Source organism: Baekduia sp., assembly GCF_035685985.1.
In the GTDB taxonomy this organism is placed as follows: Bacteria; Actinomycetota; Thermoleophilia; order Solirubrobacterales; family Solirubrobacteraceae; genus Baekduia.
This window is the reverse complement of record NZ_DASRZV010000004.1, coordinates 117497-143271: the sequence shown is the minus strand read 5'-3', so window position 1 is coordinate 143271 and position 25775 is coordinate 117497. Positions and strand designations below refer to the sequence as shown.

The following is a 25775-nucleotide window of genomic DNA, read 5'->3' as shown; positions in this document are numbered from 1 at the left end:
TCGCTGGCCGCCTCCGGGCGCTCGCCGCCGCCATGCGGTGCCGCGCATCCCGGAATGCCGCGACCGAATGAATGAATCACGACGCTGGCCCCGCCGCGTCGGCGCGGGCGCTCAGGCCTCCGCGGGCCGGCGGGGTCGAAGACGACCTGGCTCCGTCGCCCGCTCGCGCCCAGCTGTCGGTATCGGCCCCGGTGCGAGCGTACAGTCCCTTTCCTGCGCGACATCGCATCCTCACCCGCCGTCGACGTCATCGCGATCGGCGCGTCCGCCGGAGGCCTTCAGCCCCTGCGGACGATCGCGGCCGGCCTTCCGCCCGACTTCGCCGCGGACGTCCTGGTGGTCCTGCACGTCGCGGCGACGGGCACGAGCGTCCTGCCGCGGATCCTCGGCCGGGTCTGCTCGCTGGAGGTGCTGCGCGGCGCGGACGGCATCGAGCTCGGGCACGGCCGCGTGATCGTCGCGCCGCCCGACCGCCACCTGCTCGTGCAGGGCGGCCACGTCGTCCTCGGCCGCGGCCCGCGCGAGAACGGCCACCGCCCGGCGATCGACCCGCTGATGCGCTCGGCCGCCGCGACCTACGGCGCGCGCGCCTGCGGCGTCGTGGTCTCCGGCACCCGCGACGACGGGACGCTCGGGCTGGCGGAGATCAAGCGGGCCGGCGGCATCGCGCTCGTGCAGGACCCGGACGAGGCCGAGTACCCGAGCATGCCCGCCAACGCGATGGCGGCCACCGCGGTCGACGCGGCGCTGCCGGTCGACGAGATCGCCGCCGTGCTGACCGAGCTGGCCCGCGCCACCGTCGCCAACGGCCAGGAGGCCCCCGAGTGACGCCGGCTCCGGAGGTCAACCTGGAGGCGCTGCTGGACTTCGTCAAGCGCAACCGCGGCTTCGACTTCACCGGCTACAAGCGCTCCAGCCTGGAGCGCCGCATCCGCAGGCGGATGGACGAGGTCGGCTGCGAGACCTACGCCTCCTACCTCGACCACCTCGAGGTCCACCAGGACGAGCTCGCGTTCCTGTTCAACACGATCTTGATCAACGTGACCGCGTTCTTCCGCGACGCGGCCACGTGGGACCACCTGCGCTCGGAGATCCTCCCCAGCGTGATCGCCGGCAAGCCGGCCGACGCGCCGATCCGCGTCTGGTGCGCGGGCTGCGCGTCGGGCGAGGAGGCCTACACGATCGCGATGGTGCTCGCCGACGTGCTCGGCGACGCCGCCTACCGCGACCGCGTGAAGATCTACGCCACCGACGTCGACGAGGAGGCGCTGCAGACCGCGCGCCAGGCCTCGTACTCGGCCAAGGCGGTGGACGCGGTCCCGCGCGAGGCGCTGGACCGCTACTTCGAGCGCTACGACAGCCACTACGTCTTCCGCCAGGACCTGCGGCGCACGGTGATCTTCGGGCGCAACGACCTCGTGCAGGACGCGCCGATCTCGCGCATCGACCTGCTGGTCTGCCGCAACACGTTGATGTACTTCAACATGGAGACCCAGGCTCAGATCCTGCGCCGCTTCCACTTCAGCCTCGACGACGGCGGCGTGCTGTTCCTCGGCAAGTCCGAGATGCTGATCACCCACGGAGACCTGTTCCAGCCGGTCGACCTCAGGCGGCGCGTCTTCCGCAAGGTCGTCGGCGGCGCGATGCGCGACCGCCCGCAGCTCGCCACGCACCCGGGCGGCCCGGCCCCCGCCCCGGCCCACCCCTCGCTGCGCGACGGCGCGCTGGACGCCGGGCCGGCCCCGCAGGTCGTCGTCGACCGCGACGGCGCGCTGGTGGCGATCAACCACGAGGCGCGCGAGCTGTTCTCGCTGACGCCCGCCGACGTCGGGCGCCCGCTGCGGGACCTCGAGCTGTCCTACCGGCCGCTGGAGCTGCGCAGCCACCTCGACCGCCTGCGCACCGACCACCACGCGGTGCCGCTGGACGGCGTGCGCTGGACGGCGAAGGAGGGCGAGGACGCGCGGATCCTCAACATCCGGATCACGCCGCTGCTGGTCGGCGGCCGGTTGGAGGGCGCGAGCATCGCCTACGCCGACGTCACCGACGCCGAGCGCCTGAGGACCGAGCTGGAGGGCTCAAAGCGGGAGCTGGAGCAGGCCTACGAGGAGCTGCAGTCGACGGTCGAGGAGCTGGAGACGACCAACGAGGAGCTCCAGTCGACCAACGAGGAGCTCGAGACGACCAACGAAGAGCTCGAGACCATGAACGAGGAGCTCCAGTCCACCAACGAGGAGCTGGAGACCATCAACGACGAGCTGCGCACGCGCACGCTGGAGCTCAACGAGGTCAACGCGTTCCTGGAGACGATCCTGGCGTCGATGGGGCTGGCGGTCGCGGTGCTCGACGCGCGCCAGACGGTCCAGATCTGGAACCGCCACGCGGAGGACCTGTGGGGCCTGCGCGCCGACGAGGCCGTCGGCCGGCACTTCCTCGGGCTGGACATCGGGTTGCCGGTCGACCAGCTGCGCACCGGGATCCGCGACGCGCTGCGCGGCGTGGACGGGCGCGGCGAGGCCGTCCTGGAGGCGACCAACCGTCGCGGCCGGGCGATCCACTGCGCGGTGCGGACGCTGCCGCTGGTCGTCGGCCCCGACGAGGTGTCCGGGGTCATCCTCCTGATGGAGCAGCAGGAGCGCGACCAGGGATGACCCACGTCCCGCGGTCGGCCTCGCGCTCGCGCCGCTCGCGCGCGGTGCGGCGCCGCAGCGCCTCGCTGGCGCGCCGCGTCTGCTCGTAGCGCGCGTGGTCGGCGGCCACGCGCCGCGCGGTCGCCGCGTGCTCGCTGCCGATCCGGCGCGTGGTGGCCAGCAGCTCGTCGCGGGCCTGGGGCAGCCAGGCGACCGCCACGACCGGCGCCTTCGGGTGCTCGGGCGTCCGCGCGATCGGCGCCATCGGCGCCGGCGCCGCGTCGTTGGGCGCCAGCGTCGGCGTCCGCGCGACCAGCAGCCACGAGCCGTCGCGGAGCCGGGTCACGATCCCGCGCTCGGCCAGCGCGGTCAGCGCCAGCGAGATCGTCGGCCGGCGGCCGCCGACGATCCGGGCCAGCGTCTGGTGGGTGAGCTGCAGGGGGATGTGGATCCCCGACGGCGTCACGCGGCCCCAACGGTCGGCGAGGTCCCAGAACGTGGCCTCCAGCCGATCCTCGACGCGCGGCATCTGGGCGATCGCGACCTGCGCGGCGCTGCGCGCCAGGCGCCGGCCGGCGCGCTCCAGCAGGCCGAGCGCCAGGCCCGGCCAGAGCGCGAACGGGGCCTGGAGGCGGTCGTCCAGCAGCGCGACCACGCACTCGGTCGCGGCGACCAGGCGCAGGTCGACGTCCAGGGAGCCGGGCGCGTCGACGGGCGCCAGCAGCGCCACGTCGCCCGCGCCGAGCAGCTGCTGGGTGCGCCGGCCGGCGATCCGGGTCTCCTCCAGCAGCAGGCCGTCGAGGACGAAGACGCCGAACGCGCCGCCGCGCCGCGCGCCCGGCGCGGGCCACTGCTCGCCGGCGGGGAGGTCGAGACGGCTGAGGCGCAGGCGCTCGCGGGCCTCGGCGCGATCGTCCTCGCGCAGGCGCGCGGCGAGCTCGGGCTCGACGTCGAGGAGCCGGACCAGCGGTCGACCGGGGCCCGTGGAGGTCATCCCTTGGGCACCTACCCGCTCGCGGGCATGCGCCGAACCCGGGGCGGGCAGGCCCGAGGGCATGGGCGATCGCGAGCTGGGCGAGGCGGCACGACGACGGGAGCGGGCCGCGCGCGAGCGCCAGGAGCACGCCGAGGAGCGCGAGGTGCTGGCCCGGCAGGAGGCCGCCGAGGCGCGGGACGAGCGCACGCGGGCGCTGCACGAGCGCGAGGCCGGCATGCACGCGGACGCCGCGCGGTTCCACCGCGACGCCGCCGCCGCGCAGCGCGCGCACGCCGACCGGCACGCGCCCGAGCGCGGCTGACGCCCCGCGCGCCGGCGGCGCGACGCGATCAGCGCGGGGCGCTCGCGCGGGCGACCGGGCAGGTCAGGCAGCGCGGCCCGCCGCGGCCCGCCGCCAGGTCGCCGGCCGGGACCTCGAGGACCTCGACGCCCGCGCGGCGCAGCCGCTCGTTGGCGCGCGCGTCGTCCGCGTAGGCGACGACCGTGCCCGGGGCGATCGCCAGCAGGTTGGTCCCGTGGTCCCGGGGACGGCCGTGGTCGCGGGCGTCCTCGCCGGGGATCTCCAGCACGCGCAGGCCGTGCCACGGGTCGTCCACGAGCGCGCCGCTGACGAAGCCGTCGCGGCAGACGTGCCAGCGGTGCGCGCGCACCCGATCGCGCACCGGCGCCCACACCGCGTAGGTGTGGTGGTCGACCATCGAGAGCACGAGGTCGAGGTGAAACGCCGCGCCGGCGGGCAGCTCCAGCGTGATCACCTCGTCGATCCCGGCGTGGACGAGCAGCCATGTCGTCAGCAGCAGCGCGCCGGCGACGCCGGTCCGCTCGGAGATCCCGACCATCACGCGCCCGTCGCCGACCGGCAGGACGTCGCCGCCCTCGACCGGCGACCGCGACGGCGCGCGCACGGTCGCGCCGGCGAAGCGCGGGTGGCGCCGGTAGACCGCGTCCAGCAGCGGGCCCTCGCCGCGGCGGACCGGCTCGCGCATGGTGGCGGGCACCGCGCAGGCGCCGACCCAGACCGACGTGTCGCGCACGTACATGAGGTTGGGCAGCGACGCGAGCGCGGGCGCCGCGTCGCGCGCGAACGCCGCGCCGTGGACGTCCCGGAGCAGGTCCTCGAGCAGCAGCACCTCGACGCCGTGGTCGCGCAGGGTCGCGGTCAGGACGTCGTGCGCGCGGCGGACGCCCTCCGGGTCCGGCGCGGACGCGAACAGCGCCCGCTCCGGATCGGCCTCGGCGACGGCGGCGACCTCCGGCCCCGGTCGGTGCACGAGCACCGCGAGGAGCGGGTCGACGTCCGAGCCGACGCCGAGCGCCGGCGGCGGCGCCGATCGGACGGAGGTCACGGACATCGCGGGGTCGCTCGCATCGCGCGCAGCTCCTGCTCGGGGGTCCGACAAGGCTGCCCCGCCGAGGCCGGCGCGCATGCATGGATCAGGGTCGACTTCAGGGTGCCGCCCCCGTGGCGGCGGCGGCGCGGGCGTCGGAGACTCGCGCCATGCCCATCAAGACCACGCATCTCCTGCTCGGCTACGCGGTCGTCGCCGGCGCGGCGGCGGTCGTCGTCGTGCCGGCGATCGCCCAGGACAGCGCCCAGATCAGCATCCGATCGAGCGCGACCGCCACGCCGAGCAAGGCCGGCACGCCGGCCCATCCGCGCGGCCTGTCGATCCGCGCCGAGGCGGAGCTGCTGTTCCCGGAGGACATCGACCCGCCGGTCGTCACGGCCATCGAGATCCGGACCGCCCCCGGCATCGACTGGCACGGCGAGCACTTCGTGAAGTGCACGAAGGCCACGCTGGACCACGGCGGCCCGCGGCGATGCCCCAAGGAGTCGATCATGGGCACGGCCGTCGCCACCGGCCACGCGGACACGGTCGCCGCCCGCCTGAAGGTCGTCTTCGTCAACGGCGGCGCGAACACCACCTTCGCCTACGCGACGCTGAACCGCCCCGCGCGGATCCGCGACACGCTCGTCGTCCACTCCACGCGCTTCAGCAGCGGCCCGTGGGGCCACATGGAGTCCGTGGCCGTCCCGCACGACCTGCAGATCGTCGCCGGCATCCCGCTCGCGCTGAACCGGATCAAGCTGAACATCGGCGGCAAGCGCTACGCCAAGGACTACATCTCCAGCACCGCGTGCCCGAGCGGCGGCTGGAAGTACCAGGTGACCGCGCACACGACCTCGGGCGACCAGACCGCAGCGAACGTGGGCACCGGCCGGATCTCCTGCACCAAGTAGGCCACCGCCCACCGGCGCCGCTCACGCGCGGGCGTGGACGCCCCGACACCAGGGGTGTGTCTATAACGTCCCGCGCGTGAGCGAGCTGCTGGAGCGTGAGGCCGAGCTGGCGGCGATCGGCGCGCTGGCCGCGGAGGCCGGCGCGGGCGCCGGCCGCCTCGTCGTGATCGAGGCCCCCGCGGGCCTGGGCAAGACGCGGCTGCTGCACGCCGCGCGCGACGCGGCGCGCGCGGCCGGCCTCCGGGTCCTGACGGCCCGGGCGACCGAGCTGGAGCGCGGCTTCCCCTTCGCGCTGGCGCGCCAGCTGTTCGCGCCCGCGCCGGCGGCCCTGAACGCGGAGGAGCGCGACGCGCTGCTGGACGACGGCGCGGTCGCGCCGGCGCGCGGCGCGCTCGGCCTCGCACGGGGCGAGGCCGAGCCACCCGCCGACGCGTTCGCCGTCCTGCACGCCCTCTACTGGCTGACCGCCGCGCTGGCCGAGCGCCAACCGCTGCTGCTCGCCGTCGACGACGCGCACTGGGCCGACGCCGCGTCGCTGGACCTGCTGGCCTTCCTCGCGCCGCGCCTGGAGGAGCTGCCGGTCCTGCTCGCGGTCGCGTGCCGTCCCGACGAGCCGGGCGCCGAGCCGACGCTCGCGCGGATCGTCACCGACCCCGCCGCCCGGCGGCTCGTCCCCCGGCCGCTGAGCCCGGAGGGCGCGGCCGCGCTGCTGGCCGACACGCTCCGGCGCCCGCCCGCCGGCGCGTTCGCCGCGACCTGCCACGAGGTCAGCGGCGGCAACCCGTTCCTGCTGGGCGAGCTGGCGCGCACGCTGGCCGCCGAGGCGATCGACCCGGCCGCCGAGCAGGTCGCGCGCGTGCGCGCGACCGTCCCCGAGCGGGTCGCGCGCACCGTCGGGCTGCGCCTCGGCCGCCTCTCGCCCGCCGCGCGCGACGTCGCCCGCGCCGTCGCGATCCTCGGCGACGGCGCCGACGGGCCGCTGGTCGCCGGCCTGACCGGCCTCGGCGAGGCCGACGTGCGGGCGGCCGCCGACGAGCTGCGCGCCGCCGCGATCCTCGACCACGACCTCGCGCCGCGCTTCACCCACCCGCTCGTGCGCACCGCGCTGGAGGCCGAGCGGCCGATCGGCGAGCGCACCGCCGCCCACGCGCGCGCGGTCGCGCTGCTCCGCGAGCGCGGCGCGAGCCCGCAGCGGCTGGCGACCCACCTCGCCGCGACCGAGCCCCGCGGCGACCGCGCGACGGCGCGGACGCTCCTGGACGCCGCCCGCGCCGCGCTGGCCGAGGGCGCGCCGAGCGCCGCGAGCGCCTACCTGACGCGCGCGCTGCGCGAGCCCGCGCCCGACGACCTGCGCCCGGCGATCCTCGGCACGCTGATCACCGCCGGGATCCGCGGCTCGGACGCCGCGCTGCTGGCGGCGATCGAGCCCGAGCTGCTGGCCGCGCTGGAGGACGACCCGGCGCTGCTCGTCCGCTGGGCGAACCCGATCAGCACGTGGATGGTCCTCAGCGATCAGTCACGCGACGCGATCAAGCTGCTGGTGCGGGCGATCGACGTGGCGGTCGCGCGCGGCGAGGCCGAGCGCGCGTTCCGCCTGGAGGCGCAGCTGGGCGCGATCGGCTGGCGCCCGCTGCCGGTCGGGCGCACGCGGCTGCGCCCCTACCTCGACGCGCTCGCGCCCGACAGCGCCGGCGGCCGCCTCGCCGCGGCGCTGGCGTCGGAGTGGCACGTCTACGACGGCACCGCCGCCGAGGCCGCCGACGCGGCGCGGCTCGCGCTGGCCCGCGACGCCCGGATCTTCGTCGAGCAGCCCGAGCTGTTCGCGCCGGGGCGCGCGGTGCTCTCGCTGATCGTCGCCGACGAGCTCGACGCCGCGCGCCGCGGCATGGACCAGGCGCTCGCGCACGCCCGCCGGCGCAGCGCGACGCCGGAGCTGATCGCCGCGTGGTGGATGAGCGGCCTGGTGGCATGGGGCTACGGCGACCTCGCCGAGGCGGAGGCCGACGTCCGGCAGGCGCTCGACGTCGCCCGGCTCGGCGGGCTGCGCTTCTCGCTGCGCCCGCTGCAGGCGGTGCTCGCCGCGCTGCTCGTGCAACGCGGCGAGGAGGACGCGGCCGAGGCCGAGCTGGAGGCGGCGGGGATGCTCGGCGAGCTGCCGGACGCGGTCTGGGTCGCGATCGGGCTCTTCCCGCGCGGGCTGCTGCGCCTCGCGCGGGGACGCTTCGCCGACGCGGCCGCCGACTTCGTCACGCTGGAGCGCCTGGCCGCCGCCTGGGGCGTCATCGGCCTGCCCGCCCCGCCGGCGCGGATCCTCGCGGCGCGCGCGCTGGCCGCCGCCGGGGACGTCGAGCGCGCCCGGCCGCGCGCGGACGCCGCGCTGGAGCACGCCCGGCGCTTCGGGGCGCCGACGCTGCTGTCGCGCGCGCTGCGGGTCCGGGCGATGACGGTCGACGGCGCGACGGCCGAGCGCTTGGCGACGCTCCAGGAGGCGGTCGCGGTCCTCGACGGCTCCCCCGCGCGGCTCGTGCGCGCCGAGGCGCTGGCCGACCTCGGCGCCGCGCTGCGCCGCGCCCGCCGCGACGTCGACGCCCGCCCGCCGCTGCGCGAGGCGCTGGAGCTGGCCCGCCGCTGCGGCGCGACCGGCCTGGCCAAGCACGCGTTCGACGAGCTGGCGGCGACGGGCGAGCGCGCACGCGGCTACACGCCGATCGGCGTCGGGTCGCTGACGCCCAGCCAGCGCCGCGTGGTCGAGCTGGCGGCCGGCGGGATGACCAACCGCCAGATCGCCCAGTCGCTGTTCCTCACCGTCAAGACCATCGAGTCGCACCTGGCGGCGGCCTACGACACGCTCGGCGTGCGGTCGCGCCAGGAGCTGCCCGGCGTGCTGGACGGCCGCGCCGCGCGCTGAGCGACCGATCGCGGCTGCCGCGATGGCGACGCTCGCGCCGCTCGCGCTCGTCGTCCCGCTGCGCGTGCTCGCGCCGCCGTCAGCCCTTGCGCGCGTCCGCCGCGGCCCAGCGCTCCTCGATGCGGCCCAGGCGCCAGAGCGCGACCGCGGCGGCCCAGGTCACGGCGAAGAGCGCGGCGATGGCGTAGCCGACGAGGTTGAGGTCCAGCGACAGCCCGAGCCGGCTGCCGAGCACCGACAGCAGCTCGACCGACCCCACCAACAACGCGACGGCGACCGACAGGCCGGTCACCGTCATGTTGTAGTAGATCTTGCGGACCGGGCGCGAGAAGGCCCAGCCGTAGGCGAAGTTCATGAACGCGCCGTCGAGCGTGTCGAGCAGCGACATGCCCGCCGCGAAGAGGATCGGGAGGCAGAGGATCGCCGACACCGGCATCCCGCCCGCCGCCGCGCCGCCGGCCAGGACGAGCAGCGCGACCTCGGTGGCGGTGTCGAAGCCCAGGCCGAACAGGAGCCCGAGCGGGTACATGTGCCACGGCCGGCGCACCGCGCGGGTCGCGCGGCCGCACACGCGGCTCAGGAAGCCGCGCGCCTGGAGCCGCTCCTCCAGCGCGCTCTCGTCGACCTCGCCCGCGCGCATCGCGCGGAAGACCCGGATGACGCTCACAAGGATCGCGAGGTTCGCCAGCCCGATCGCGAACAGGAACGAGCCCGACACCAGCGGGCCGACGACGCCGGCCGTCCGGTGCAGCGCCGAGCCGTCGTCGGTGACCGCGCCGCCCAGCCCGCGCACGCCGAGCACGACGCCGATCCCGAGCGCGCAGACGACCGTCGAGTGCCCGAGCGAGAAGAAGAAGCCGACGCTCAGCGGGCGCTGGCCCTCCCCCATGAGCTTGCGCGTGGTGTTGTCGATCGCCGCGATGTGGTCGGCGTCGAACGCGTGCCGCAGGCCCAAGGTGTAGGCGGTGATCCCGACGCCCGCCCCCAGCGGGCTCCCGGCCACGACCAGCAGCCCGAAGCCGACGACGTGCAGCGCCAGGACGACCGCGGCCAGCAGCCCCGCGCGGCGCCACTCGGCCGCCGTCAGCGCGGCGCGCACGCGCGCGACCATCAGCTCCGCTCCTCCCGGCTCGCCGCGACCACCGCCTGACCGTACGCGATGCCGCCGTCGTTGCACGGCAGCCGCTCGGGCGCGAGGACGCGCAGGCCGCGCGCGGCGAGCGCGGCGTGCGTGCCCTCCAGCAGCAGCCGGTTCTGGAACACGCCGCCCGAGAGGACGACGACCTCGGTGCCGGCCTGCCGCGCGGCGCGGGCGCAGGCCGCGGCGGTCGCCGCCGCCAGCCCGCGGTGGAAGCGGGCCGAGACGACGCCGACGGCGACGCCGGAGGCCAGCTCGCGCGCGGCCGCCCGGATCGCCGGGCGCGGGTCGAGGACGAGGTCGTCGCCGAGCGCGAAGGCGTAGGCGCCGCGCTCGGCCCGGTCGGCGCGCGCCTCCAGCTCGATCGCGGCCTGGCCCTCGTAGCGCACGGTCGCGCGCACGCCGCACAGCGCCGCGACGGCGTCCAGCAGGCGTCCGGCGCTGGTGGTCGGCGGCGAGGCCAGGCCGCTGCGCGCCAGCCGCGCGACGTCGGCCCAGCGCCGCGGATCGACCGCGCCGACGAGGGCGGGCGGCAGCCCGGGCGGCGCCCCGTCGGCGGTGTCGTCGTCGGCGGCGGGCCGCGCCGCGTCCCGCAGCCACGCGCACGCCATCCGCCACGGCTCGGCCACCGCGCGGTCGCCGCCGGGCAGCGGCACCGGCCGCAGGTGCCCGGCGCGCACGTAGCCGCGCGCGTCGCCGACCAGCAGCTCGCCGCCCCAGACCGTCCCGTCGTCGCCGTGGCCGCTGCCGTCGTAGATCGCGCCGACCGCCACGCCGTCGACCCCGTGCTCGGCCAGGCACGCGGCGAGGTGGGCGTGGTGGTGCTGCACGCCGACCAGCGGCAGGCCCTCGCGGTCGGCGCGCGCCAGCGCGTAGGCCGTCGAGGCGTAGTCGGGATGGAGGTCGTGGGCGATCGCGCGCGGCGCGACCGCGAACAGCCGCTCGAAGTGCGCGACGCCCTCGCGGTAGGACGCCCGCGTCGCCGCGTCGCCGAGGTCGCCGAGGTGGTGGCTCACCCACGCGCGGCCGTCGCGCGCGACGCAGAACGTGCTCTTCAGGTCGGCCCCGCAGGCCAGCAGCGCGCTCGCGCCCGCGCCCGCGCCCGCGCGACCGCCCGGCAGCGGCAGCGCCAGCGACGCCGGCACGTGCCCGCGCGAGCGCCGGATCAGCCGGGCCCGCCCCGCCGCCACGCGCGCGACGCCGTCGTCGACGCGCGTGTGGATCGGGCGGTCGTGGACGAGGAACGCGTCGGCGATCGGCGCGAGGCGCTCGCGCGCGTCGGCGTCGCGGTAGGCGATCGGCTCGTCGGAGACGTTGCCGCTGGTCAGCACGAGCGGCGCGCCGCCGCCGTCGGCCAGCAGCAGGTGGTGCAGCGGCGTGTACGGGAGCATCACCCCCAGCTCGCGCGCCCACGGCGCCACCGCCTCCGCCACGCGCGCGCCGGGACGCCGCGCGGCCAGGACGATCGGCCGCTCCGGCCCGCGCAGCAGCGCCTCCTCGGCGGCGTCCAGGACGACCAGCGCGCGGGCGCCGTCCACGTCGGCGGCCATCAGCGCGAACGGCTTGTCCTCGCGGCGCTTGCGCGCGCGCAGCGCGGCGACCGCCGCCTCGTCGTCGGCGCGGCAGGCCAGGTGGTAGCCGCCCAGGCCCTTGACCGCGACGATCGCGCCGTCGGCGATCAGCCGCGCGGCGGCCCGCACCGGGTCGCGCGCGTCGCCGATCGCGGCGCCGAGCAGCGCCAGGCGCGGCCCGCAGTCCGGGCAGGCGATCGGCTGGGCGTGGAAGCGCCGGTCGCCGGGATCGTCGTACTCCGCGCGGCACGCGGCGCACATCGCGAAGCCCGCCATCGTCGTCAGCGGCCGGTCGTAGGGCACGCCGCGCACGATCGTGAACCGCGGCCCGCAGTCGGTGCACGAGATGAACGGGTGGCGGAAGCGGCGGTCGGCGGGGTCGCGCAGCTCGCGCAGGCAGGCGTCGCAGGTCGCCGCGTCGGGCGTCACGGACGCGTCGGGCCGGGCGCCGTGCTCGCTGGCGACGATCGCGAAGCCCGCGTCGCCGCCGGGCGCGACGTCGACCACGTGCATGCCGTCGACGCGCGCCAGCGGCGGCAGCTCGCGCGGCAGGCGCCGCAGGAACGCCGCGACCGCCGCCGGGTCGCCCTCGACCTCGAGCACCACGCCGCGCGCGTCGTTGCCGACGCGGCCGTCGAGCGCGAACGCGTGCGCGAGCCGGTGCACGTAGGGCCGGAAGCCGACGCCCTGCACCGTCCCCTCGACGTGCACGCGCACGCGCCGGCGCCGCCCGGTGGCGACGGCGCCGGTCATCGCGCCCCCTCGGTCGATGCGCGCAGGACGTGCCACGCGGTCGCCTGCGCCTCCTGGATGCGCGGGATGTGCTCCGAGCGGCTGACGACGACGTGGTCGGCCAGGCCCTCGGCCAGGACGCGCCCGCCGTCGTAGCCGACGAACGCGACGGTCAGCAGCCCGCGCCGCCGCGCCTCGGCCAGCGCGGCGATCACGTTGGTGGAGTTGCCGCTGGTGGAGAACGCCAGCAGCGCGTCGCCGACCGACCCGTAGGCGATGACCTGCCGGGCGAAGATCGCCTCGGTCCCGACGTCGTTGGCGATCGCGGTCAGGATCGCGGGGTCGGCCGTCAGGTCCAGCGCGCGGCGCCCGCCCGCGCGCAGGTCGGCGACCGCGTCCATCGCGTCGGTCGCCGAGCCGCCGTTGCCGAGCGCGAGCACGAGGCCGCCGCCGTCCAGCCGGGACCGCAGCGCGGCGGCCGCCGCGGCCAGCGTCGCGGCGCCCTCCTCGACGGTCTGGGCCCGCAGCGCCGCGGTCTCGCGCCCCTTGGCCAGCACCGAGGCCGCGACGTCGGCCAGCACGGCCTCGAGGTCCTGGCCGTGGTCGGCGCCCGTGGCCAGGAACGGGTACAGGAAGCTCGACGCGCCCGCGTCGCGGCCGGCGCGCGAGCGATGCTCGAAGAACACGTGCACGAGCTCCCACAGCACGTGGTAGGTCGTCTCGACCAGCTCCTGGGCGACGAACGGGTCGGCGGTCGGCGGGACGAACGCCCACTCGGCGCCGGCGTCGTCGACGAAGGCGACCGTCAGGCACCCGCGCTCGCGCGCGACGGCGACCGCGCGGGCGATCGCCGCGCCGCCGCCGAAGGCGATCGCGACGTCCTCGGGCCGCGCCAGCAACGCCACGTCGCCGGGCTCGACGGCCAGCGCGGGCAGCGCGCGCTTGCCGACGATCACCGGATGGACGAACTCGACGGCGACGTGGCGCGCGTCGGAGCGCTCGACCTCCCCCGCCCCGAACGCCACCAGCCGCCCACCGTCGGCGAAGCGCTCCGACAGGCGGTGGCAGAGCTCCGCGAGCCGCGGCGCCTGCTCCGCGAAGTAGCGCTCGCCCGCGGCCGGTGCGGAGGCCGACGCGGTCACCCGAGCGCGCTCCTGCCCGCCCGGTCGGGCAGCGCCGCCAGCCACGACCGCAGCACGTCGACGCCCTCCCCCGTGCGCGCGCTGACCTCCACGTGCGCGACGCCCGGATGGACGGCATCCAAGTGGTACAGGAACTTGTCGAGGTCGAAGTCGACGTGGGGCAGCAGGTCGAGCTTGTTGACGACGACCAGCTCGCACGTGCGGAACATCAACGGGTACTTGAGCGGCTTGTCCTCGCCCTCGGCGACCGAGGACACCATGACGCGCGCGTCCTCGCCGATCCGGAACTCCGCCGGGCAGACGAGGTTGCCGACGTTCTCGACGATCAGCAGGTCGATCGCCTCGAGGTCCAGCAGCGGCAGCGCCGACCGCACCATGTTGGCGTCCAGATGGCACTCGCCGCCGAACCCGTGGCCGGTGTCCAGCTGCGCGACCGGGACGTGGAGGTCCGCGAGGCGGTCGGCGTCCAGGCTGCCCTGCACGTCGCCCTCCAGCACCCCGACCCGCACGCCGCGCCCGATCGTGGAGCCGTCGGCCAGGACGCGCTCCAAGATGGTGGTCTTGCCCGATCCCGGCGCGCTCATCAGGTTGACGACGGTCACGCCGGCGCGCTCGAAGTCCGCGCGGTTGGCGGCGGCGATCGTCGCGTTGGCGTCCAGCGCGTCCTCGGCGACGCGCACCCTCACACGGTGCATGCGGCTCCCTCCTCGACCTCGATCGACTCGACCTCCAGCTCCTCGCCCCCGACGACCGCCACGTCCCCGCCGCCGCACGCCGGGCAGCGCAGCGGCAGCCGCGCCAGCGTCGACACGCGGTCGCACGGCGCGCAGCGCACCCGCGCCGGAAGTTCCTCCCACTCCAGCCGCGCGCCCTCGCAGAGGGTCTCGCGCGCGCAGATCTCGAACGCGAAGGCCAGCGCGTCGGGCACGACCTGGCGCAGCGCCCCGAGCCGCAGCGACACGACCGTCACCCGCCGGCCGTCGGCGTGCTTGACGGCGGTCGCGACGACGGCGGAGGCGATCGAGAACTCGTGCATGGCCTCAGCGCGGGTGGGCCGCTTCGGCGCGCAGCTCGTCGAGCGTCTCGCCGACCAGCGCCAGCGCGCGATCCACGGCGCCCGCGACCGCGGGCGTCAGGCCCAGGCCGACGTCGTCGACCGCTCCGGGCTCGCACCCGACGACGACGACGCGGCCGTTGAACCCGCCGATCGCCCCGACGAAGCGCAGGACCGTCCGCGGGTCCATCCCGTGCGGGTCGATGGCCTCGCCGTCCTCGATCGGGCGCCGCAAGGCCTCCATGTCGGGCTCGACCACGTACAACGTGCCCGGCTCGCCGCCCTGGCGGGTGGCGTCCAGCAGCACCAGCGCGTCGTAGCCGCGCATCAGCTCGTAGGCGAGGTCCAGGCCGCCGGTCCCGAAGTCCATGACGGTGACGCCGTCGGGGACGCCCGCGGCGGCCAGGCGCCGCGCGCACGCGCCGCCGAACGCGTCGTCGCGCAGCCAGGCGTTGCCGACGCCCGCGACGAGGATCTGCTTCTCCGGCTGCCGGGCGGTCGTCATGGTGCCTCCACCTCGTCGGGCTTGAAGTACAGGTACCGGCCGATGTCGCGCATGAGCTGCTGGCCGGGGTCGTCGTCGATCGTCACGCAGAGGTGGACGTCGTCGTCGTAGTCGACGTAGATGCGCTCGACGGTCGCCCGGCGCCCGGCGAGCAGGTGGTCGGTGGCGCCGCGGCGCGGGCCCGGGCGCAGCACGACGTGCTGGCCGCGGACGAACGTGCGGCCGTCGGCGACGACCCGCTCCTCGCCGCGGACCTCCCGCGCGGGCGCCGGGGCCGGGTCGCCGAGCGTCACGCGGCCGTGCAAGGCCATGATGTCGTTCGGCGTCGCCGCCGCGGCGGCGCGCGCCAGCATCGCCCGGACGGCCGGGTCGGCGTCGGCCAGCTCCGCCCGCTCGGCGTCGCTCAGCGCCGCGACGTGCAGGACGAGCGCCTCCTCGATCTCGGTGGCGTCGAACAGCGACCCGCGGCTCTCGGGCGCCAGCCGCGGGTGGTCGGGCAGGAAGATCGCGGCGCCGAGGACCGCGTCGTCGGCGGGCGTGGCGAGCACCGGATGGGTGTTGACCGACACGCACGCCATGACCGCCGCGGCGGCCTCGGGCGGCGGGTCGACCGGCGAGAAGAAGCGGCCGGGCGCCGCGCAGCGGACGACCAGGTGCACCGACAGCAGCGAGCGGTCCAGCGCCTGCGCGCGGGTCAGCGCCTCCGCGTCGAGGAGCAGCTTGGTGGTGTTGGCCACCTCCGCCGTGACGCGCCGCAGGCCGCCGTCGAAGCGCTCGACGTCCAGCGTCAGCACGCCGCGCACGCCGCCGAAGGCCAGCGCCGCCTCCTCCCCCGGCGCCCCGACCGCGGCCGTCCGCTCCTCCCCGTCCACCAGGCAGTGCAGCTCCACCGAGACGTCGTCGGTCCCGGCCGCGATCGCCTGCACCCGGCTGCGCGCGAACCGGTGCGGGCTGCCGGCCGCGTAGGCCGGCGGGTAGACGATCCCGAACGGGGTCGGCGTCAGGTTCTTGGTCGCGCTGGGCGTGTAGGGGTAGAGCTGGTGGCCCTCCCACAGCAGCGTGTCGACCAGCGCGTCGAGCTGGGTGACGGTCATGCCAGGAGCCCTCTCACGGTCGCGTCGAAGGTGTGGTCGCCGCGGTCGGCCTTGCGCGCGGCGAGCGCGTCGAGCGTCTCGGTGCTCAGCCGCACCCAGCCGCCGCCCGGGTAGTGCTCGGCCAACGCGCGCCGGAACGCCTCCACCGGCATCCGCCAGCGCGCCAGCGCGCTCCACGGCACCGGCGCGACCTGCAGCCGGTCCTCCGGGCCGGCGTACAGGACGGTCCCGGTGAACAGGAACGTCAGCGGCGCGACGCCGCCGGGCAGCGAGTACAGGTACTTGGTCGCCGAGACCTCGAGGTCGTAGCCGCACGGCACGTCCAGCGCGAACGACGTGGCGCCGGTGAAGCCGTCGAGCAGGACGTCGGTCGTCGCCCAGTGCACGGCCTGCGTCGTCGCGGCCCAGCGCTCGGGCGCGCCGAACAGCTCCACCAGCCTGGCTCGTGTGGCGTCGTCGTAGGCGCGCTGGGCGGGGTCGATCCGGATCGTCGCCGACAGCGCGAGCACGAGCACGCGCCGGCCGAGCGGGTCGCTGAGGTGCAGGTCGAAGCGCAGCCCGGGGAGCAGGCCGCGCTCCACCGGCGCGACGCCGAGCACGGTGAAGACCGGATCGTCGACCCGCGCGTCGGCCACCGGCCCGGCGCCGTGCGCGCCCACGCTCACGGCGCCACCACCGCCCGCGCGCGCAGGTCGTCGAAGAACGCGTCGATCGCCGCGCCCACGTCCGGGCCGCCGGCGATCCCCGACCACCCCGCCTTGACCCGGCCGACCAGCTCGTAGCAGCGGTCGATGCCCGCGATCGCGTAGCGCGGCGCGCCCGCGCGCGTGCGGTCGACGATCAGCGCCTCGGCGTCGGGCTCCAGCCGCGCGAGCACCGGGTTGGCGGCCACGAGCTCGTCCCACGCGTCCGGCGCGGGCTCGCTCTCGGTCGCGCCCGCCGGGCTCGGGTACAGCGCGACGACCGTCCCGCTGACGCTGCTGCGCAGCAGGAAGGCCAGGCCGATCGGGATCTGGAACGCGGCCCAGACGTGATCGGGCAGCCGGAAGTCCTCCAGCCACAGCGTGCGCTGGCCGGGCGGGCGGAGCTCGGGATCCCCGGAGCGCGTCGACCAGCACGTCTCGCAGACGCAGACGATGCGCCGCTGCTCGAGGTGCAGGAGATGGCGGTGGTGCTCGCCCAGCCCGTTGGGGCACAGCTCGCAGTGGGCGCGCGCCGCGGGCTCCGGGCCGGCGGCGGGAGGCGGCGGCGTGGGCGCCGCCGCCCACGCCGCCATCCGGCGCAGCCCGTGCGCGGCGCCGGCGCTCATGGCGCGAGCGCCACCCGGACGGGGCCGCCGTTGCGCAGCAGCGGGACCGGCCGCAGCTGGAGCGTGGCGTCGCGGACGCAGCGGCCCGCGCGCGGCAGGTCGAACGTCGTGCCGCAGGACGCGCACGTCAGCCGGCCGCCGAGCAGGACGCCGTCGGTCAGCGCCGCGCCGCAGGCCGCGCACGCGTCCCGGTAGGCCAGCAGCGTGCCCGCGACGTTGGCCACCAACAACCCGGCCGCGCCCGTGGTCGCGCCGCGGCCCAGCGCCTCGAGGCCGTCGAGCGTCACCCACTCCACGTCGGGCCCGGCGTCGGCCTCGCGCCGCGGCGGCGGCGCGACCGCGCCCTCGACGTCCAGGCCGGTGAGGTCCGGCGCCGCCTCGTCCAGCGCGGCCTCGATGGCCAGCTCCAGCGTCGTCTGCGACGCGCCGCAGCCCCGGCACGAGCCCGACAGCCGCAGCGACGCCACGCCCTCGGCGTCGATCCCGAGCAGCTCCACGTCGCCGCCGTGCGAGGCCAGGTAGGGCCGGACGCCGTCCAGCGCCGCCCGGACCCGCTCGGCCAGCGGCACCGGATGCAGGCCGTGGATCAGCAGCAGGCCGGAGACGAGGTCGTCGCGCGCGGCCAGCGCCGCGACGGCCTCGGGGCCGAGCGCGTCGGCGAGGCGCGCCACGCCCTCGCCGTAGAGCTGGACGATCGCGGCCGCCAGCTCGTCGGCCAGCGCCCGCGACCGCGGGTCGGGCAGCGCGTCGGCGCGCTCGGTCAGCTCGGTCACCCGGGCGACCAGCGCCTGCTCGGCGACGGCGGGTGGCGCGGGGGTCGCCACCTCAGCACATCCCGGTCGGCGTGTGCACGACCTTGCGGACGGTCCCGTGCCCCTTCCCGTACATGTGCACGCCGCAGGGCAGGCACGGGTCGAAGCTGTGGACCGCGCGCATGATGTCCACGCCCTTGAAGCTCTCCGGCCCGTTCTCCTCGAAGATCGGCGTGTTCTGCACGGCGTCCTCGTAGGGGCCCGGCGTCCCGAAGCTGTCGCGCGGGTTGCCGTTCCACGGCGTCGGCGGGTAGGGCTGGTAGTTGGCGATCCGGCCGTCGCGGATGACCATGTGATGGGACAGCACGCCGCGCGCGGCCTCGTGGAAGCCGACGCTGATCGTCGAGTCCGGGACCTGGAAGTCCGACCAGCTCTTGGTCCGCCCGGCCCGGATCTCGGCCTGCGCGCGCTCCAGGCAGTGCAGCGCCACGAGCGCCGCGTAGGCCTGGTGGTAGCTGCGCGCCCGCTGGCGCTCGATCGCGTTGGACCACTCGGGGATCCGCCACTCCAGCTCCATCTCGGGCATGAACCCCGTCTTGGGCAGGACCATCTTGATGGACTCGCCCGTGGCCTTCAGGAACCCGAGGTCGACGAGCCCGGCCTTCGCGGTCACCCACTGGCGCGCGAACGGGCCGCCGCCGGTGTCGCTGGCCACGAAGCGGTCGTTGCGCGCGTCGTACATGCGCGGCGACGCGACCCACGAGTACTTGTCGGCCCAGTCGCGCGCCTGCGGCTTGGGCAGCGTGACCTTGTTCCACGGGTGGCGCTTGTCCACCGGGTTGCCCAGCGGGTCGTGGGTGACGAACGTCTCCTCCGCGGTCCAGTCGTCGAAGTACGACGAGCCGAGCAGGATCCGGATCGCCAGGTTGATCTCCACCAGGTCGGTCGTGATCAGCTCGCCCTTGAAGACGAGGCCCGGCGTGACGAACCGCCGCCGGCCCCACTCGGTCATCGACCGGTAGTTGTAGTCCACGTAGTCGGGGTCGTCGAAGCAGCCCCAGCAGATGATGTCCGTGTCGCGGTAGCCGACCCGCTCGTAGCCCGGCAGCGCCTCGTAGAAGAAGTCATACAGGTCGTCGTGCATCGGCACGGTGCGCTTGCAGTAGTCGATGTAGCGCATCAGCCGCACGTAGTACTCCGTGCACGTCTGCTGGGTGATCTCGGCGCTGCAGCCGCCGGGCAGGATCGTCGACGGGTGCGTGTGGCGGCCGCCGAACAGGCAGTACATCTCGCGCGTGTAGCGCGCCACCTGCAGGGTCTCGAGGTAGAAGTCGCCGGTGAACGCGTTGAGCGCGCGCATGATGTCGGCGATCGTCCGGTACCCGTGGACGTGGGCGTGCGGCGCGGCCGTGCTCTCGGCCTTGGCCAGGACGCCCGGGTTGGTCTCCTTGACCATCTGCTCGGAGTAGTCCACGTTGGCCATGCAGTCGTTGTAGATCGCGTGGTCGAACATGAAGTCCGCCGACTCGGCCAGGTTGTAGGCGTAGTCGCCGAGCTTGGGCGGCTTGACCGAGTAGGCCATGTTCTGGTTCAGGCACGAGCAGGTGCAGTGGTTGTCCCCGCAGATGCCGCAGATCCGGCTGGTGATGAAGTGCGCGTCGCGCGGGTCGATGCCCTTCATGAAGATGTCGAAGCCGCGGAACAGCATCGAGGTCGAGTAGCACTTCAGGACCTGCTGGTTGGTGAAGTCGATCTCGGTGTGGATGCCCAGCGACCCGACGATGCGGGTGACCGGGTCCCAGGCCATCTCCTTGACGGTGACCTTCTGCTCGGTGGGCTTCTCGACGGTGGCCATGGTCTGCTCCTCACCAGCGCTTGCTGTAGCCGGAGGTGAGCTCGGGGCGGTTGTGCCGCCACTCGGGCTCCTTGTCGTACTTGCGCTTGACGTTGTAATGGCGGCCCCAGCGCAGCAGCGGGCCCCAGCTGAACTTCGCGACGTCGGACGAGACGCGGCCCATCGGGTCCTCGTCCATGAACGGCATGTACTTGTCGGGGAAGCCCGGCATCGTGCACGCCATGCAGATCCCGCCGACGTTCGGGCAGCCGCCCATGTGGTTGACCCAGCCGCGCAGCGGGACGTTGCAGCGGACCACCGGACCCTTGCACCCCAACTTGACCAGGCAGCGGTGATCGGCGCCGTACTCGGTGGCGAAGTCGCCCTCCTCGTAGAACGCGGCGCGGTTGCAGCTCTCGTGCGTGGTGCGGCCGAAGAGCGCCACCGGGCGGCCGGCGTCGTCGAGCTCGGGCGCCGGGGCCATGCCCGCCAGGGCGAAGACCAGGTGCACCAACATCTCGGTCATGTTGTCCGGCTGGGCCGGGCAGCCGGGGATGTTGACGATCGGGATGCCCGCCTTGGACTTCCAGTTGGCGCCCAGGTAGTCGCGCACGCCCATCGCGCCGGTCGGGTTGTTGGCCATCGCCGGGATGCCGCCGTAGGTCGCGCAGGTGCCGACCGCGACGATCGCCGCGGCCTTGGGCGCCAGCCGGTCCAGCCACTCGTTGACGGTGATCGGCTGGCCGTCGGCGGGGTTGACGCCGAAGCCCGTCCAGTGCCCGGCGCCGTTGATCTTCTCGTTGCCCAGCGAGCCCTCGATGACCAGGACGAACGGGTCGAGCTTGCCGTCCTGCGCGTCGAACCAGGCCTGGACGTACTCCTGGCCGACCTCGTAGGCCAGCACCTGGTTGTGCACCACCACCTTGGGCATCCCGGGGATCGCCCCGGTGATGATGTCCTCCAGGCTCGGGTTCGTCGCGGAGGTCATCGCGACCGAGTCGCCCTCGCACGACAGCCCGACGGTGATCCAGAGCACGTGCGCGGTGACCGCCTCGGTCTGCGTCTGGTTGGGGCTGATCTCGACCGACGCCATGATGTCGCTCCTCCTCGTTGCTCAGCAGATTCTCGGAAGCGGATCGCCGACGAGCTGGTCCAGCACCCGCCGCCCGCCGAAGCCCGTCTCGACCAGCACCATCCCGGCGGGGTCGGAGTGGACCTCGCCGATCTCCGCGGCGCGCGCGAACGGGCCCGCGGTGCCGCCGTCGCCCGCGGCGCGCAGCGCGGCCAGCGCCGCGTCGGCGCGCTCGGGCGCGACCGCGGCCACCAGCACGCCCTCGTTGGCCACGTGCATCGGGTCGATGCCCAGCAGCTCGGCCGCGCCGGCCACCGCGTCGTCGACCGGCACCGCCGCCTCGCGGACCAGCATCGCGACCCCCGAGGCGCGCGCCAGCTCGTTGAGGACCGAGGCGACACCGCCGCGCGTCGCGTCGCGCAGGCAGCGCAGCCCGGGCCCCGCGTGCTCCATCAGCGCGTCGGCCGCCGGCCACAGCGAGCGCGTGTCCGAGACGATCGTCGCGTCCAGCTCGAACTCGCCGCGCGCGAGCATGATCGCGGTGCCGTGCGCGCCGACCGGCCCGGAGACCAGCAGGCGGTCGCCGGGCCGCAGGGCGCTGGGCGCGAGCCGGGCGCGCGGGTCGACGCGGCCCACGCCGGTCGTCGTGATGTACATCATGTCGGCGTGGCCGCGCTCGACGACCTTGGTGTCGCCGGCCACGATCGCCACCCCGGCGCGCCGCGCGGCGCCGGCGATCGCGTCGACCTCGGCGCGCAGCGCGTCGGCGGGCAGGCCCTCCTCCAGGACGAGCGAGAGCGTCAGCGCGACCGGGCGCGCGCCGGCGACCGCGAGGTCGTTGACGGTGCCGTTGACGGCCAGCTCGCCGATCGACCCGCCGGGGAACCGGATCGGCGTGACGACGAAGCCGTCGGTGGTCAGCGCGAGCGCCGCGCCGCCGACGGTGAGCGTGCCCGCGTCGCCGAGCTCGTCGAGCACGGCCGAGCCGAACGCGGGCAGCAGCAGGCCCTCGATCAGCGCGCCGGTGGCCTTGCCGCCCGCGCCGTGGGCCATCGTGACGCGCTCGTCGCGGAACCGGGGGCGTTTGGAGCGCGCGGTCTCGATGATGTTCAGGACCCGCGCCTCGCGGGCGGAGACGTCGGCGCTCATAGGACCACGCGCTCCCGGGCGAAGCGCCCGTAGTTGTAGTAGGCGGCGCACGCGCCCTCGCTGGAGACCATGCAGGTCCCGATCGGGCGCTCCGGCGTGCACGCGCTGCCGAAGACCTTGCACTCGAACGGCTTGATGACGCCCTTGAGCACCTCGCCGCACTGGCACGCCTTGGGGTCGGCGACGCGCACGCCGGGGACCTCGAAGCGGCGCTCGGCGTCGAGGTCGGCGTAGGCGTCCGACAGCCGCAGGCCGCTGTGGGAGATGAAGCCCAGGCCGCGCCACTCGAAGTGCGGGCGCAGCGCGAAGACCTCGGCCATGACCTCCAGCGCGCGCGGGTTGCCCTCGTAGGGGACGACGCGCTTGTACTGGTTCTCGACCTCGCGCCGGCCGTCGGCCAGCTGGCGCAGGATCATCAGGACCGACTGCAGGATGTCGACGGGCTCGAAGCCCGAGACGACGACGGGCTTGTCGTAGTCGGTGGTGATGAACTCCAGCGGGCGGGCGCCCACGACCGTGCAGACGTGGCCGGGGCCGACGAAGCCGTCGAGGCGCAGGTCGGGCGACTCCAGCAGCGCGCGCAGCGGCGGCACGATCGTCACGTGGTTGCAGAAGCACGAGAAGTTGGCGACGTGCTCGGCGCGCGCCCGCTTGAGCGTCAGCGCGGTCGACGGCGCGGTCGTCTCGAAGCCGATCGCGAAGAACACCACCTGCCGGTCGGGCTCGGCCTTGGCGATCCGCAGCGCGTCCAGCGGCGAGTAGACCATGCGGACGTCGGCGCCCTGGGCCTTGGCCTCCAGCAGCGTCCCGGTCGAGCCGGGCACGCGCAGCATGTCGCCGAAGCAGGTGAGGATCACGTCCTCGCGGCGGGCGATCGCGATGCCGTCGTCGACGCGGCCCATCGGGATCACGCAGACCGGACAGCCGGGCCCGTGGACCAGCTCGACGTTCTCGGGCAGCAGGTCGTCGACGCCGTACTTGTAGATCGAGTGCGTGTGGCCGCCGCAGACCTCCATGATCTTGACGTGGCGGCCGGGCTCGACCGCGCCGAGGATCTCGCCCGCCAGGACGCGCCCGAGCTGGGCGTCGCGGAACTCATCGACGAACCTCATGCCCGACGGCCCTCCAGCGTGGTCAGCGCCGTGCCCGCGTGGACGAGCACCGTGTCGCCGACGGCGACCGGCGCGACGAGCAGGATCTCGACGCTCTCGTGGGTGCCGTCGGCGCGGGCGCAGAGCGCCAGCGCGCGCACCTCGTCGACCGCGAGGACGGTCTCCGGCGTGCCGTCGTCGCCGCAGGTGACGCAGTGCCGCGGGTCGTCGCAGCCGGTCATTCGATCACGCTGGCCTTCAGCTCGGCGAGCTCCAGCTCGTACTCGGCGCCCATGTTCTGCAGGAGCGCCAGCGTCGCCTCGGCCTCCTCCTCGTCGACGCGCGAGATCGCGAAGCCGACGTGGATCAGGACCCAGTCGCCGGGTCGGGTCGGCCCGGCGGCCTCGCCGTCCAGGAGCCCGACGTTGACCGTGCGGCGGACGCCGGCGACGTCCACGACCGCCAGCCGGTTGCGCTCGTCGGTCAGCTCCACGATGCGGCCCGGGATCGCCAGGCACATGGGCGATGCCTCCTTCTGCGGGTCCCCGATGTTGGAGAGCAACACCGGCGCCCTGGGTCTACTCCGAGCGCGGTCGGGTTTGCAAGGCCGGCGAGGTTGGTGGTCTACTGGCGTCTGTCATGCCAGTGCCCCAGCAGCGGGCCGCGGTGGACCGCCGGCTCTTACGGGACAACGCCTACGCGATGTTGTGCGGGGCGATCGTGGACGGAACGTTGGCGCCCGGGGAGTCGCTGCACGACGGCGAGCTGTGCGCCTGGCTGGGGCTCAGCCGCACGCCCGTCCGCGACGCGCTGCACCGGCTGGAGGAGAACGGCCTGGTCGAGATCGCGCCGCAGCGCTACACGCGGGTCAGCGGGCTGTGCGCCGCCGACGCGGCCGACGCGTTCGCGTTCGCCGCCGCCGTCCACGCGCTGGCCGCCGAGCTGGCGGTGCCGGCGCTGGACCGAGAGGCCCACGCCGCGCTGCGCGAGGCCAACGACGCGTTCATGGTGGCCCTGACGCGCCGGGACGCGCGGGCGAGCTACGACGCCGACGACCGCTTCCACGCCACGTTCGTCGAAGCCGCCGGCAACGCCGAGATCGCGCGTAGCCTGCTGCACATGCGTCCGCGCCTGCGCCGCCTGGAGCTCCTGTCCGGCGGCGCGCTGCCCGGCCGGCGCTCGGTGGCCCAGCACGAGGCGATCCTGGCGCGCGCGGCGGCCGGCGACGCGCGCGGCACCGCGAACGCGACGCGCGAGAACTGGCTGGAGCTGGGAGCGCTGATCGAGCGGGCGCTGGCCTAGGCGGCGTGCGGTCGGGCGACGATGAGCAGGCCGCCGATCGCCACCGTCCTCGCGGCCGTCGTCGTCGGCGTCGGCGTCGGCCTCGGCCTCGGGGGCTGCGGGTCGGCCGCCGGCCCGTCGCCGACCGCGCCGGCCGCCACGGCGACCACGGCCCGCCCGGCCCCCGCCGCCACCGGGCCGGGCGCGGGCGCGGGCGCGCGGACGCCGACGCCCCGCGCGGGCCGCATCCCGCCGCTGGTGGCGCGCGACGACGTCTACGCCGCCGACCGCCCCGGCCGGTTCGCGCCCCAGGTCGCCGACGACCCGCCGCGCGTCTACGTGCCCAACTCCAAGTCCAACTCGGTCGACGTGATCGACCCGCGGACCGACCGGATCGTCGAGCGCTTCGCGACCGGCGCCCTCCCCCAGCACGTCACGCCGTCGTGGGACCTGCGCACGCTCTGGGTCACCAACGACGACGGGAACTCGCTGACGCCGATCGACCCGCGTACCGGCCGGCCCGGACGCCGCGTCCCCGTCCGCGACCCCTACAACCTGTACTTCACCGCCGACGGCCGCCGGGCGATCGTCGTCGCCGAGGCCGACCGGTCGCTGGACTTCCGGACGCCGCACACGATGCGGCTGACCAAGTCCTTGCACATCCCGGCCTGCGACGGGATCGACCACATGGACTTCACCGCCGACGGCCGCACCGCGCTGGTCTCGTGCGAGTTCGCCGGGCGCATGGCGGTGGTCGACCTCCGGCGCGAGCGGCTGGTCAAGACCTTCATGTTGCGCACCGGCGCCATGCCCCAGGACGTCAAGCTCTCGCCCGACGGCCGGACGTTCTACGTCGCCGACATGGCGTCCAACGGCGTCTGGCTGGTCGACGCGCGGGCGCTGCGCAAGATCGGGTTCGTGCGCACGGGCCTCGGCGCGCACGGCCTCTACCCCAGCCGCGACTCGCGCACGTTGTACGTGTCCAACCGCGGTGAGGGGTCGATCAGCCTGATCTCGTTCCGCACGCGCCGCCCCTACCGCAAGTGGCGGCTGCCGGGCGGCGGCTCGCCGGACATGGGCGGCGTCTCGGCCGACGGCCGCGTCCTGTGGCTCAGCGGGCGCTACGACCGCGTCGTCTACGCCATCTCGACGCGGACCGGCCGCCTGCTGGCGCGCATCCGCGTGGGCGACGGCCCGCACGGGCTCTGCGTCTGGCCGCAGCCGGGCCGCTACTCGATCGGCCACACCGGGATCCTGCGCTGACGCACGCGCCG

Annotated in this window: 25 protein-coding genes; 7 read left to right on the top strand and 18 right to left on the bottom strand. The window is 75.5% G+C overall.

The annotated features are described in order from the left end of the window. The first annotated feature begins 75 nt into the window (after positions 1 to 75). Together VFG42_RS01455 and VFG42_RS01450 are read left to right on the top strand one after the other, a co-directional pair. Complete coding sequence (locus VFG42_RS01455) at positions 76 to 828, top strand: chemotaxis protein CheB (protein ID WP_324904503.1); 753 nt, start codon at positions 76 to 78, stop codon at positions 826 to 828. Beyond that, positions 825 to 2651, top strand: a complete 1827-nt coding sequence (locus VFG42_RS01450) for a CheR family methyltransferase (RefSeq protein WP_324904478.1) — start codon at positions 825 to 827, stop codon at positions 2649 to 2651. Before VFG42_RS01455 ends, VFG42_RS01450 begins: the two co-directional genes overlap by 4 nt. Here VFG42_RS01450 and VFG42_RS01445 read toward each other — a convergent pair. Further along, the gene (locus VFG42_RS01445; RefSeq protein ID WP_324904476.1) at positions 2611 to 3624 is read right to left on the bottom strand and encodes a Crp/Fnr family transcriptional regulator; all 1014 of its coding nucleotides are present in this window, start codon (positions 3622 to 3624) and stop codon (positions 2611 to 2613) included. The genes VFG42_RS01450 and VFG42_RS01445 overlap by 41 nt on opposite strands. Before the next feature lie 61 nt (positions 3625 to 3685). Between VFG42_RS01445 and VFG42_RS01440 the strand changes: the two genes are divergently transcribed. Then, a complete protein-coding gene (locus tag VFG42_RS01440; protein ID WP_324904473.1) occupies positions 3686 to 3928 on the top strand; it encodes a hypothetical protein in 243 nt (80 codons plus the stop codon). A 28-nt stretch (positions 3929 to 3956) separates the two neighbouring features. Here the strand turns inward: VFG42_RS01440 and VFG42_RS01435 are convergent, their stop codons facing one another. Then, a complete protein-coding gene (locus tag VFG42_RS01435) occupies positions 3957 to 4979 on the bottom strand; it encodes an arginine deiminase family protein (RefSeq protein ID WP_324904471.1) in 1023 nt (340 codons plus the stop codon). A 146-nt stretch (positions 4980 to 5125) separates the two neighbouring features. Between VFG42_RS01435 and VFG42_RS01430 the strand changes: the two genes are divergently transcribed. Together VFG42_RS01430 and VFG42_RS01425 are read left to right on the top strand one after the other, a co-directional pair. After that, positions 5126 to 5869 (top strand): hypothetical protein, encoded by a 744-nt coding sequence (locus VFG42_RS01430; protein ID WP_324904469.1) that lies wholly within the window; start codon positions 5126 to 5128, stop codon positions 5867 to 5869. A gap of 76 nt (positions 5870 to 5945) precedes the next feature. Then, the gene (locus VFG42_RS01425) at positions 5946 to 8777 is read left to right on the top strand and encodes a helix-turn-helix transcriptional regulator (RefSeq protein WP_324904467.1); all 2832 of its coding nucleotides are present in this window, start codon (positions 5946 to 5948) and stop codon (positions 8775 to 8777) included. 79 nt (positions 8778 to 8856) lie between these two features. Here VFG42_RS01425 and VFG42_RS01420 read toward each other — a convergent pair whose 3' ends face one another. From VFG42_RS01420 to VFG42_RS01345, 16 genes are read right to left on the bottom strand one after another with little or no spacing between them, the layout of a single operon-like run. Then, positions 8857 to 9888 (bottom strand): HoxN/HupN/NixA family nickel/cobalt transporter, encoded by a 1032-nt coding sequence (locus VFG42_RS01420; RefSeq protein ID WP_324904464.1) that lies wholly within the window; start codon positions 9886 to 9888, stop codon positions 8857 to 8859. Beyond that, on the bottom strand, positions 9888 to 12239 hold the full coding sequence (gene hypF / locus VFG42_RS01415) for a carbamoyltransferase HypF (RefSeq protein WP_324904462.1): 2352 nt from the start codon (positions 12237 to 12239) through the stop codon (positions 9888 to 9890). The genes VFG42_RS01420 and hypF overlap by 1 nt, the downstream gene beginning before the upstream one ends. Then, the gene (locus tag VFG42_RS01410; protein ID WP_324904460.1) at positions 12236 to 13360 is read right to left on the bottom strand and encodes an SIS domain-containing protein; all 1125 of its coding nucleotides are present in this window, start codon (positions 13358 to 13360) and stop codon (positions 12236 to 12238) included. Before VFG42_RS01410 ends, hypF begins: the two co-directional genes overlap by 4 nt. Next, positions 13357 to 14055: a hydrogenase nickel incorporation protein HypB gene (gene hypB, locus VFG42_RS01405; RefSeq protein WP_324904458.1), complete on the bottom strand. Its 699-nt coding sequence runs from the start codon at positions 14053 to 14055 to the stop codon at positions 13357 to 13359. Before hypB ends, VFG42_RS01410 begins: the two co-directional genes overlap by 4 nt. Continuing rightward, positions 14043 to 14396 (bottom strand): hydrogenase maturation nickel metallochaperone HypA, encoded by a 354-nt coding sequence (gene hypA, locus VFG42_RS01400; protein ID WP_324904456.1) that lies wholly within the window; start codon positions 14394 to 14396, stop codon positions 14043 to 14045. The genes hypB and hypA overlap by 13 nt, the downstream gene beginning before the upstream one ends. A gap of 4 nt (positions 14397 to 14400) precedes the next feature. Then, positions 14401 to 14919: a hydrogenase maturation protease gene (locus VFG42_RS01395; protein ID WP_324904454.1), complete on the bottom strand. Its 519-nt coding sequence runs from the start codon at positions 14917 to 14919 to the stop codon at positions 14401 to 14403. Next, on the bottom strand, positions 14916 to 16013 hold the full coding sequence (locus VFG42_RS01390; RefSeq protein ID WP_324904452.1) for a hypothetical protein: 1098 nt from the start codon (positions 16011 to 16013) through the stop codon (positions 14916 to 14918). Before VFG42_RS01390 ends, VFG42_RS01395 begins: the two co-directional genes overlap by 4 nt. Then, complete coding sequence (locus VFG42_RS01385; RefSeq protein ID WP_324904450.1) at positions 16010 to 16678, bottom strand: DUF6084 family protein; 669 nt, start codon at positions 16676 to 16678, stop codon at positions 16010 to 16012. Before VFG42_RS01385 ends, VFG42_RS01390 begins: the two co-directional genes overlap by 4 nt. After that, a complete protein-coding gene (locus VFG42_RS01380) occupies positions 16675 to 17322 on the bottom strand; it encodes a DUF5947 family protein (protein ID WP_324904448.1) in 648 nt (215 codons plus the stop codon). The genes VFG42_RS01385 and VFG42_RS01380 overlap by 4 nt, the downstream gene beginning before the upstream one ends. Next, a complete protein-coding gene (locus VFG42_RS01375) occupies positions 17319 to 18146 on the bottom strand; it encodes a NifU family protein (RefSeq protein WP_324904446.1) in 828 nt (275 codons plus the stop codon). Before VFG42_RS01375 ends, VFG42_RS01380 begins: the two co-directional genes overlap by 4 nt. Before the next feature lies 1 nt (position 18147). Next, positions 18148 to 19929, bottom strand: a complete 1782-nt coding sequence (locus VFG42_RS01370; protein WP_324904444.1) for a nickel-dependent hydrogenase large subunit — start codon at positions 19927 to 19929, stop codon at positions 18148 to 18150. Positions 19930 to 19939: 10 nt separating this feature from the next. Then, positions 19940 to 21001 carry a hydrogenase expression protein HypE gene (locus VFG42_RS01365; RefSeq protein ID WP_324904442.1) on the bottom strand — a complete coding sequence of 354 codons (1062 nt, stop codon included), beginning with the start codon at positions 20999 to 21001 and terminating at the stop codon, positions 19940 to 19942. A 21-nt stretch (positions 21002 to 21022) separates the two neighbouring features. Next, positions 21023 to 22129 (bottom strand): hydrogenase expression/formation protein HypE, encoded by a 1107-nt coding sequence (gene hypE, locus VFG42_RS01360; RefSeq protein ID WP_324904440.1) that lies wholly within the window; start codon positions 22127 to 22129, stop codon positions 21023 to 21025. Continuing rightward, positions 22126 to 23241, bottom strand: a complete 1116-nt coding sequence (hypD, locus tag VFG42_RS01355; RefSeq protein WP_324904438.1) for a hydrogenase formation protein HypD — start codon at positions 23239 to 23241, stop codon at positions 22126 to 22128. Before hypD ends, hypE begins: the two co-directional genes overlap by 4 nt. Continuing rightward, positions 23238 to 23462: a HypC/HybG/HupF family hydrogenase formation chaperone gene (locus tag VFG42_RS01350; RefSeq protein ID WP_324904436.1), complete on the bottom strand. Its 225-nt coding sequence runs from the start codon at positions 23460 to 23462 to the stop codon at positions 23238 to 23240. Before VFG42_RS01350 ends, hypD begins: the two co-directional genes overlap by 4 nt. Then, on the bottom strand, positions 23459 to 23740 hold the full coding sequence (locus VFG42_RS01345) for a HypC/HybG/HupF family hydrogenase formation chaperone (protein WP_324904433.1): 282 nt from the start codon (positions 23738 to 23740) through the stop codon (positions 23459 to 23461). Before VFG42_RS01345 ends, VFG42_RS01350 begins: the two co-directional genes overlap by 4 nt. A 119-nt stretch (positions 23741 to 23859) precedes the next feature. Here VFG42_RS01345 and VFG42_RS01340 point away from each other — a divergent pair, with 119 nt between their 5' ends. Together VFG42_RS01340 and VFG42_RS01335 are read left to right on the top strand one after the other, a co-directional pair. Further along, entirely contained in the window at positions 23860 to 24522 is a 663-nt protein-coding gene (locus VFG42_RS01340; RefSeq protein WP_324904431.1) for a GntR family transcriptional regulator, read from the top strand. Between the two features lie 21 nt (positions 24523 to 24543). Continuing rightward, a complete protein-coding gene (locus VFG42_RS01335) occupies positions 24544 to 25764 on the top strand; it encodes a hypothetical protein (protein ID WP_324904429.1) in 1221 nt (406 codons plus the stop codon). The last annotated feature ends 11 nt before the right edge of the window (positions 25765 to 25775 follow it).

What these genes read in the sequence shown, in the direction of transcription:
- VFG42_RS01445 (WP_324904476.1), bottom strand. Translation starts at nt 3,624, where the DNA reads ATGACCTCCACGGGCCCCGGTCGACCGCTGGTCCGGCTCCTCGACGTC.
- VFG42_RS01440 (WP_324904473.1), top strand. Translation starts at nt 3,686, where the DNA reads ATGGGCGATCGCGAGCTGGGCGAGGCGGCACGACGACGGGAGCGGGCC.
- VFG42_RS01435 (WP_324904471.1), bottom strand. Translation starts at nt 4,979, where the DNA reads ATGTCCGTGACCTCCGTCCGATCGGCGCCGCCGCCGGCGCTCGGCGTC.
- VFG42_RS01430 (WP_324904469.1), top strand. Translation starts at nt 5,126, where the DNA reads ATGCCCATCAAGACCACGCATCTCCTGCTCGGCTACGCGGTCGTCGCC.
- VFG42_RS01420 (WP_324904464.1), bottom strand. Translation starts at nt 9,888, where the DNA reads ATGGTCGCGCGCGTGCGCGCCGCGCTGACGGCGGCCGAGTGGCGCCGC.
- hypF (WP_324904462.1), bottom strand. Translation starts at nt 12,239, where the DNA reads ATGACCGGCGCCGTCGCCACCGGGCGGCGCCGGCGCGTGCGCGTGCAC.
- hypB (WP_324904458.1), bottom strand. Translation starts at nt 14,055, where the DNA reads ATGCACCGTGTGAGGGTGCGCGTCGCCGAGGACGCGCTGGACGCCAAC.
- hypA (WP_324904456.1), bottom strand. Translation starts at nt 14,396, where the DNA reads ATGCACGAGTTCTCGATCGCCTCCGCCGTCGTCGCGACCGCCGTCAAG.
- VFG42_RS01395 (WP_324904454.1), bottom strand. Translation starts at nt 14,919, where the DNA reads ATGACGACCGCCCGGCAGCCGGAGAAGCAGATCCTCGTCGCGGGCGTC.
- VFG42_RS01390 (WP_324904452.1), bottom strand. Translation starts at nt 16,013, where the DNA reads ATGACCGTCACCCAGCTCGACGCGCTGGTCGACACGCTGCTGTGGGAG.
- VFG42_RS01380 (WP_324904448.1), bottom strand. Translation starts at nt 17,322, where the DNA reads ATGAGCGCCGGCGCCGCGCACGGGCTGCGCCGGATGGCGGCGTGGGCG.
- VFG42_RS01370 (WP_324904444.1), bottom strand. Translation starts at nt 19,929, where the DNA reads ATGGCCACCGTCGAGAAGCCCACCGAGCAGAAGGTCACCGTCAAGGAG.
- VFG42_RS01365 (WP_324904442.1), bottom strand. Translation starts at nt 21,001, where the DNA reads ATGGCGTCGGTCGAGATCAGCCCCAACCAGACGCAGACCGAGGCGGTC.
- hypE (WP_324904440.1), bottom strand. Translation starts at nt 22,129, where the DNA reads ATGAGCGCCGACGTCTCCGCCCGCGAGGCGCGGGTCCTGAACATCATC.
- hypD (WP_324904438.1), bottom strand. Translation starts at nt 23,241, where the DNA reads ATGAGGTTCGTCGATGAGTTCCGCGACGCCCAGCTCGGGCGCGTCCTG.
- VFG42_RS01350 (WP_324904436.1), bottom strand. Translation starts at nt 23,462, where the DNA reads ATGACCGGCTGCGACGACCCGCGGCACTGCGTCACCTGCGGCGACGAC.
- VFG42_RS01345 (WP_324904433.1), bottom strand. Translation starts at nt 23,740, where the DNA reads ATGTGCCTGGCGATCCCGGGCCGCATCGTGGAGCTGACCGACGAGCGC.
- VFG42_RS01340 (WP_324904431.1), top strand. Translation starts at nt 23,860, where the DNA reads ATGCCAGTGCCCCAGCAGCGGGCCGCGGTGGACCGCCGGCTCTTACGG.
- VFG42_RS01335 (WP_324904429.1), top strand. Translation starts at nt 24,544, where the DNA reads ATGAGCAGGCCGCCGATCGCCACCGTCCTCGCGGCCGTCGTCGTCGGC.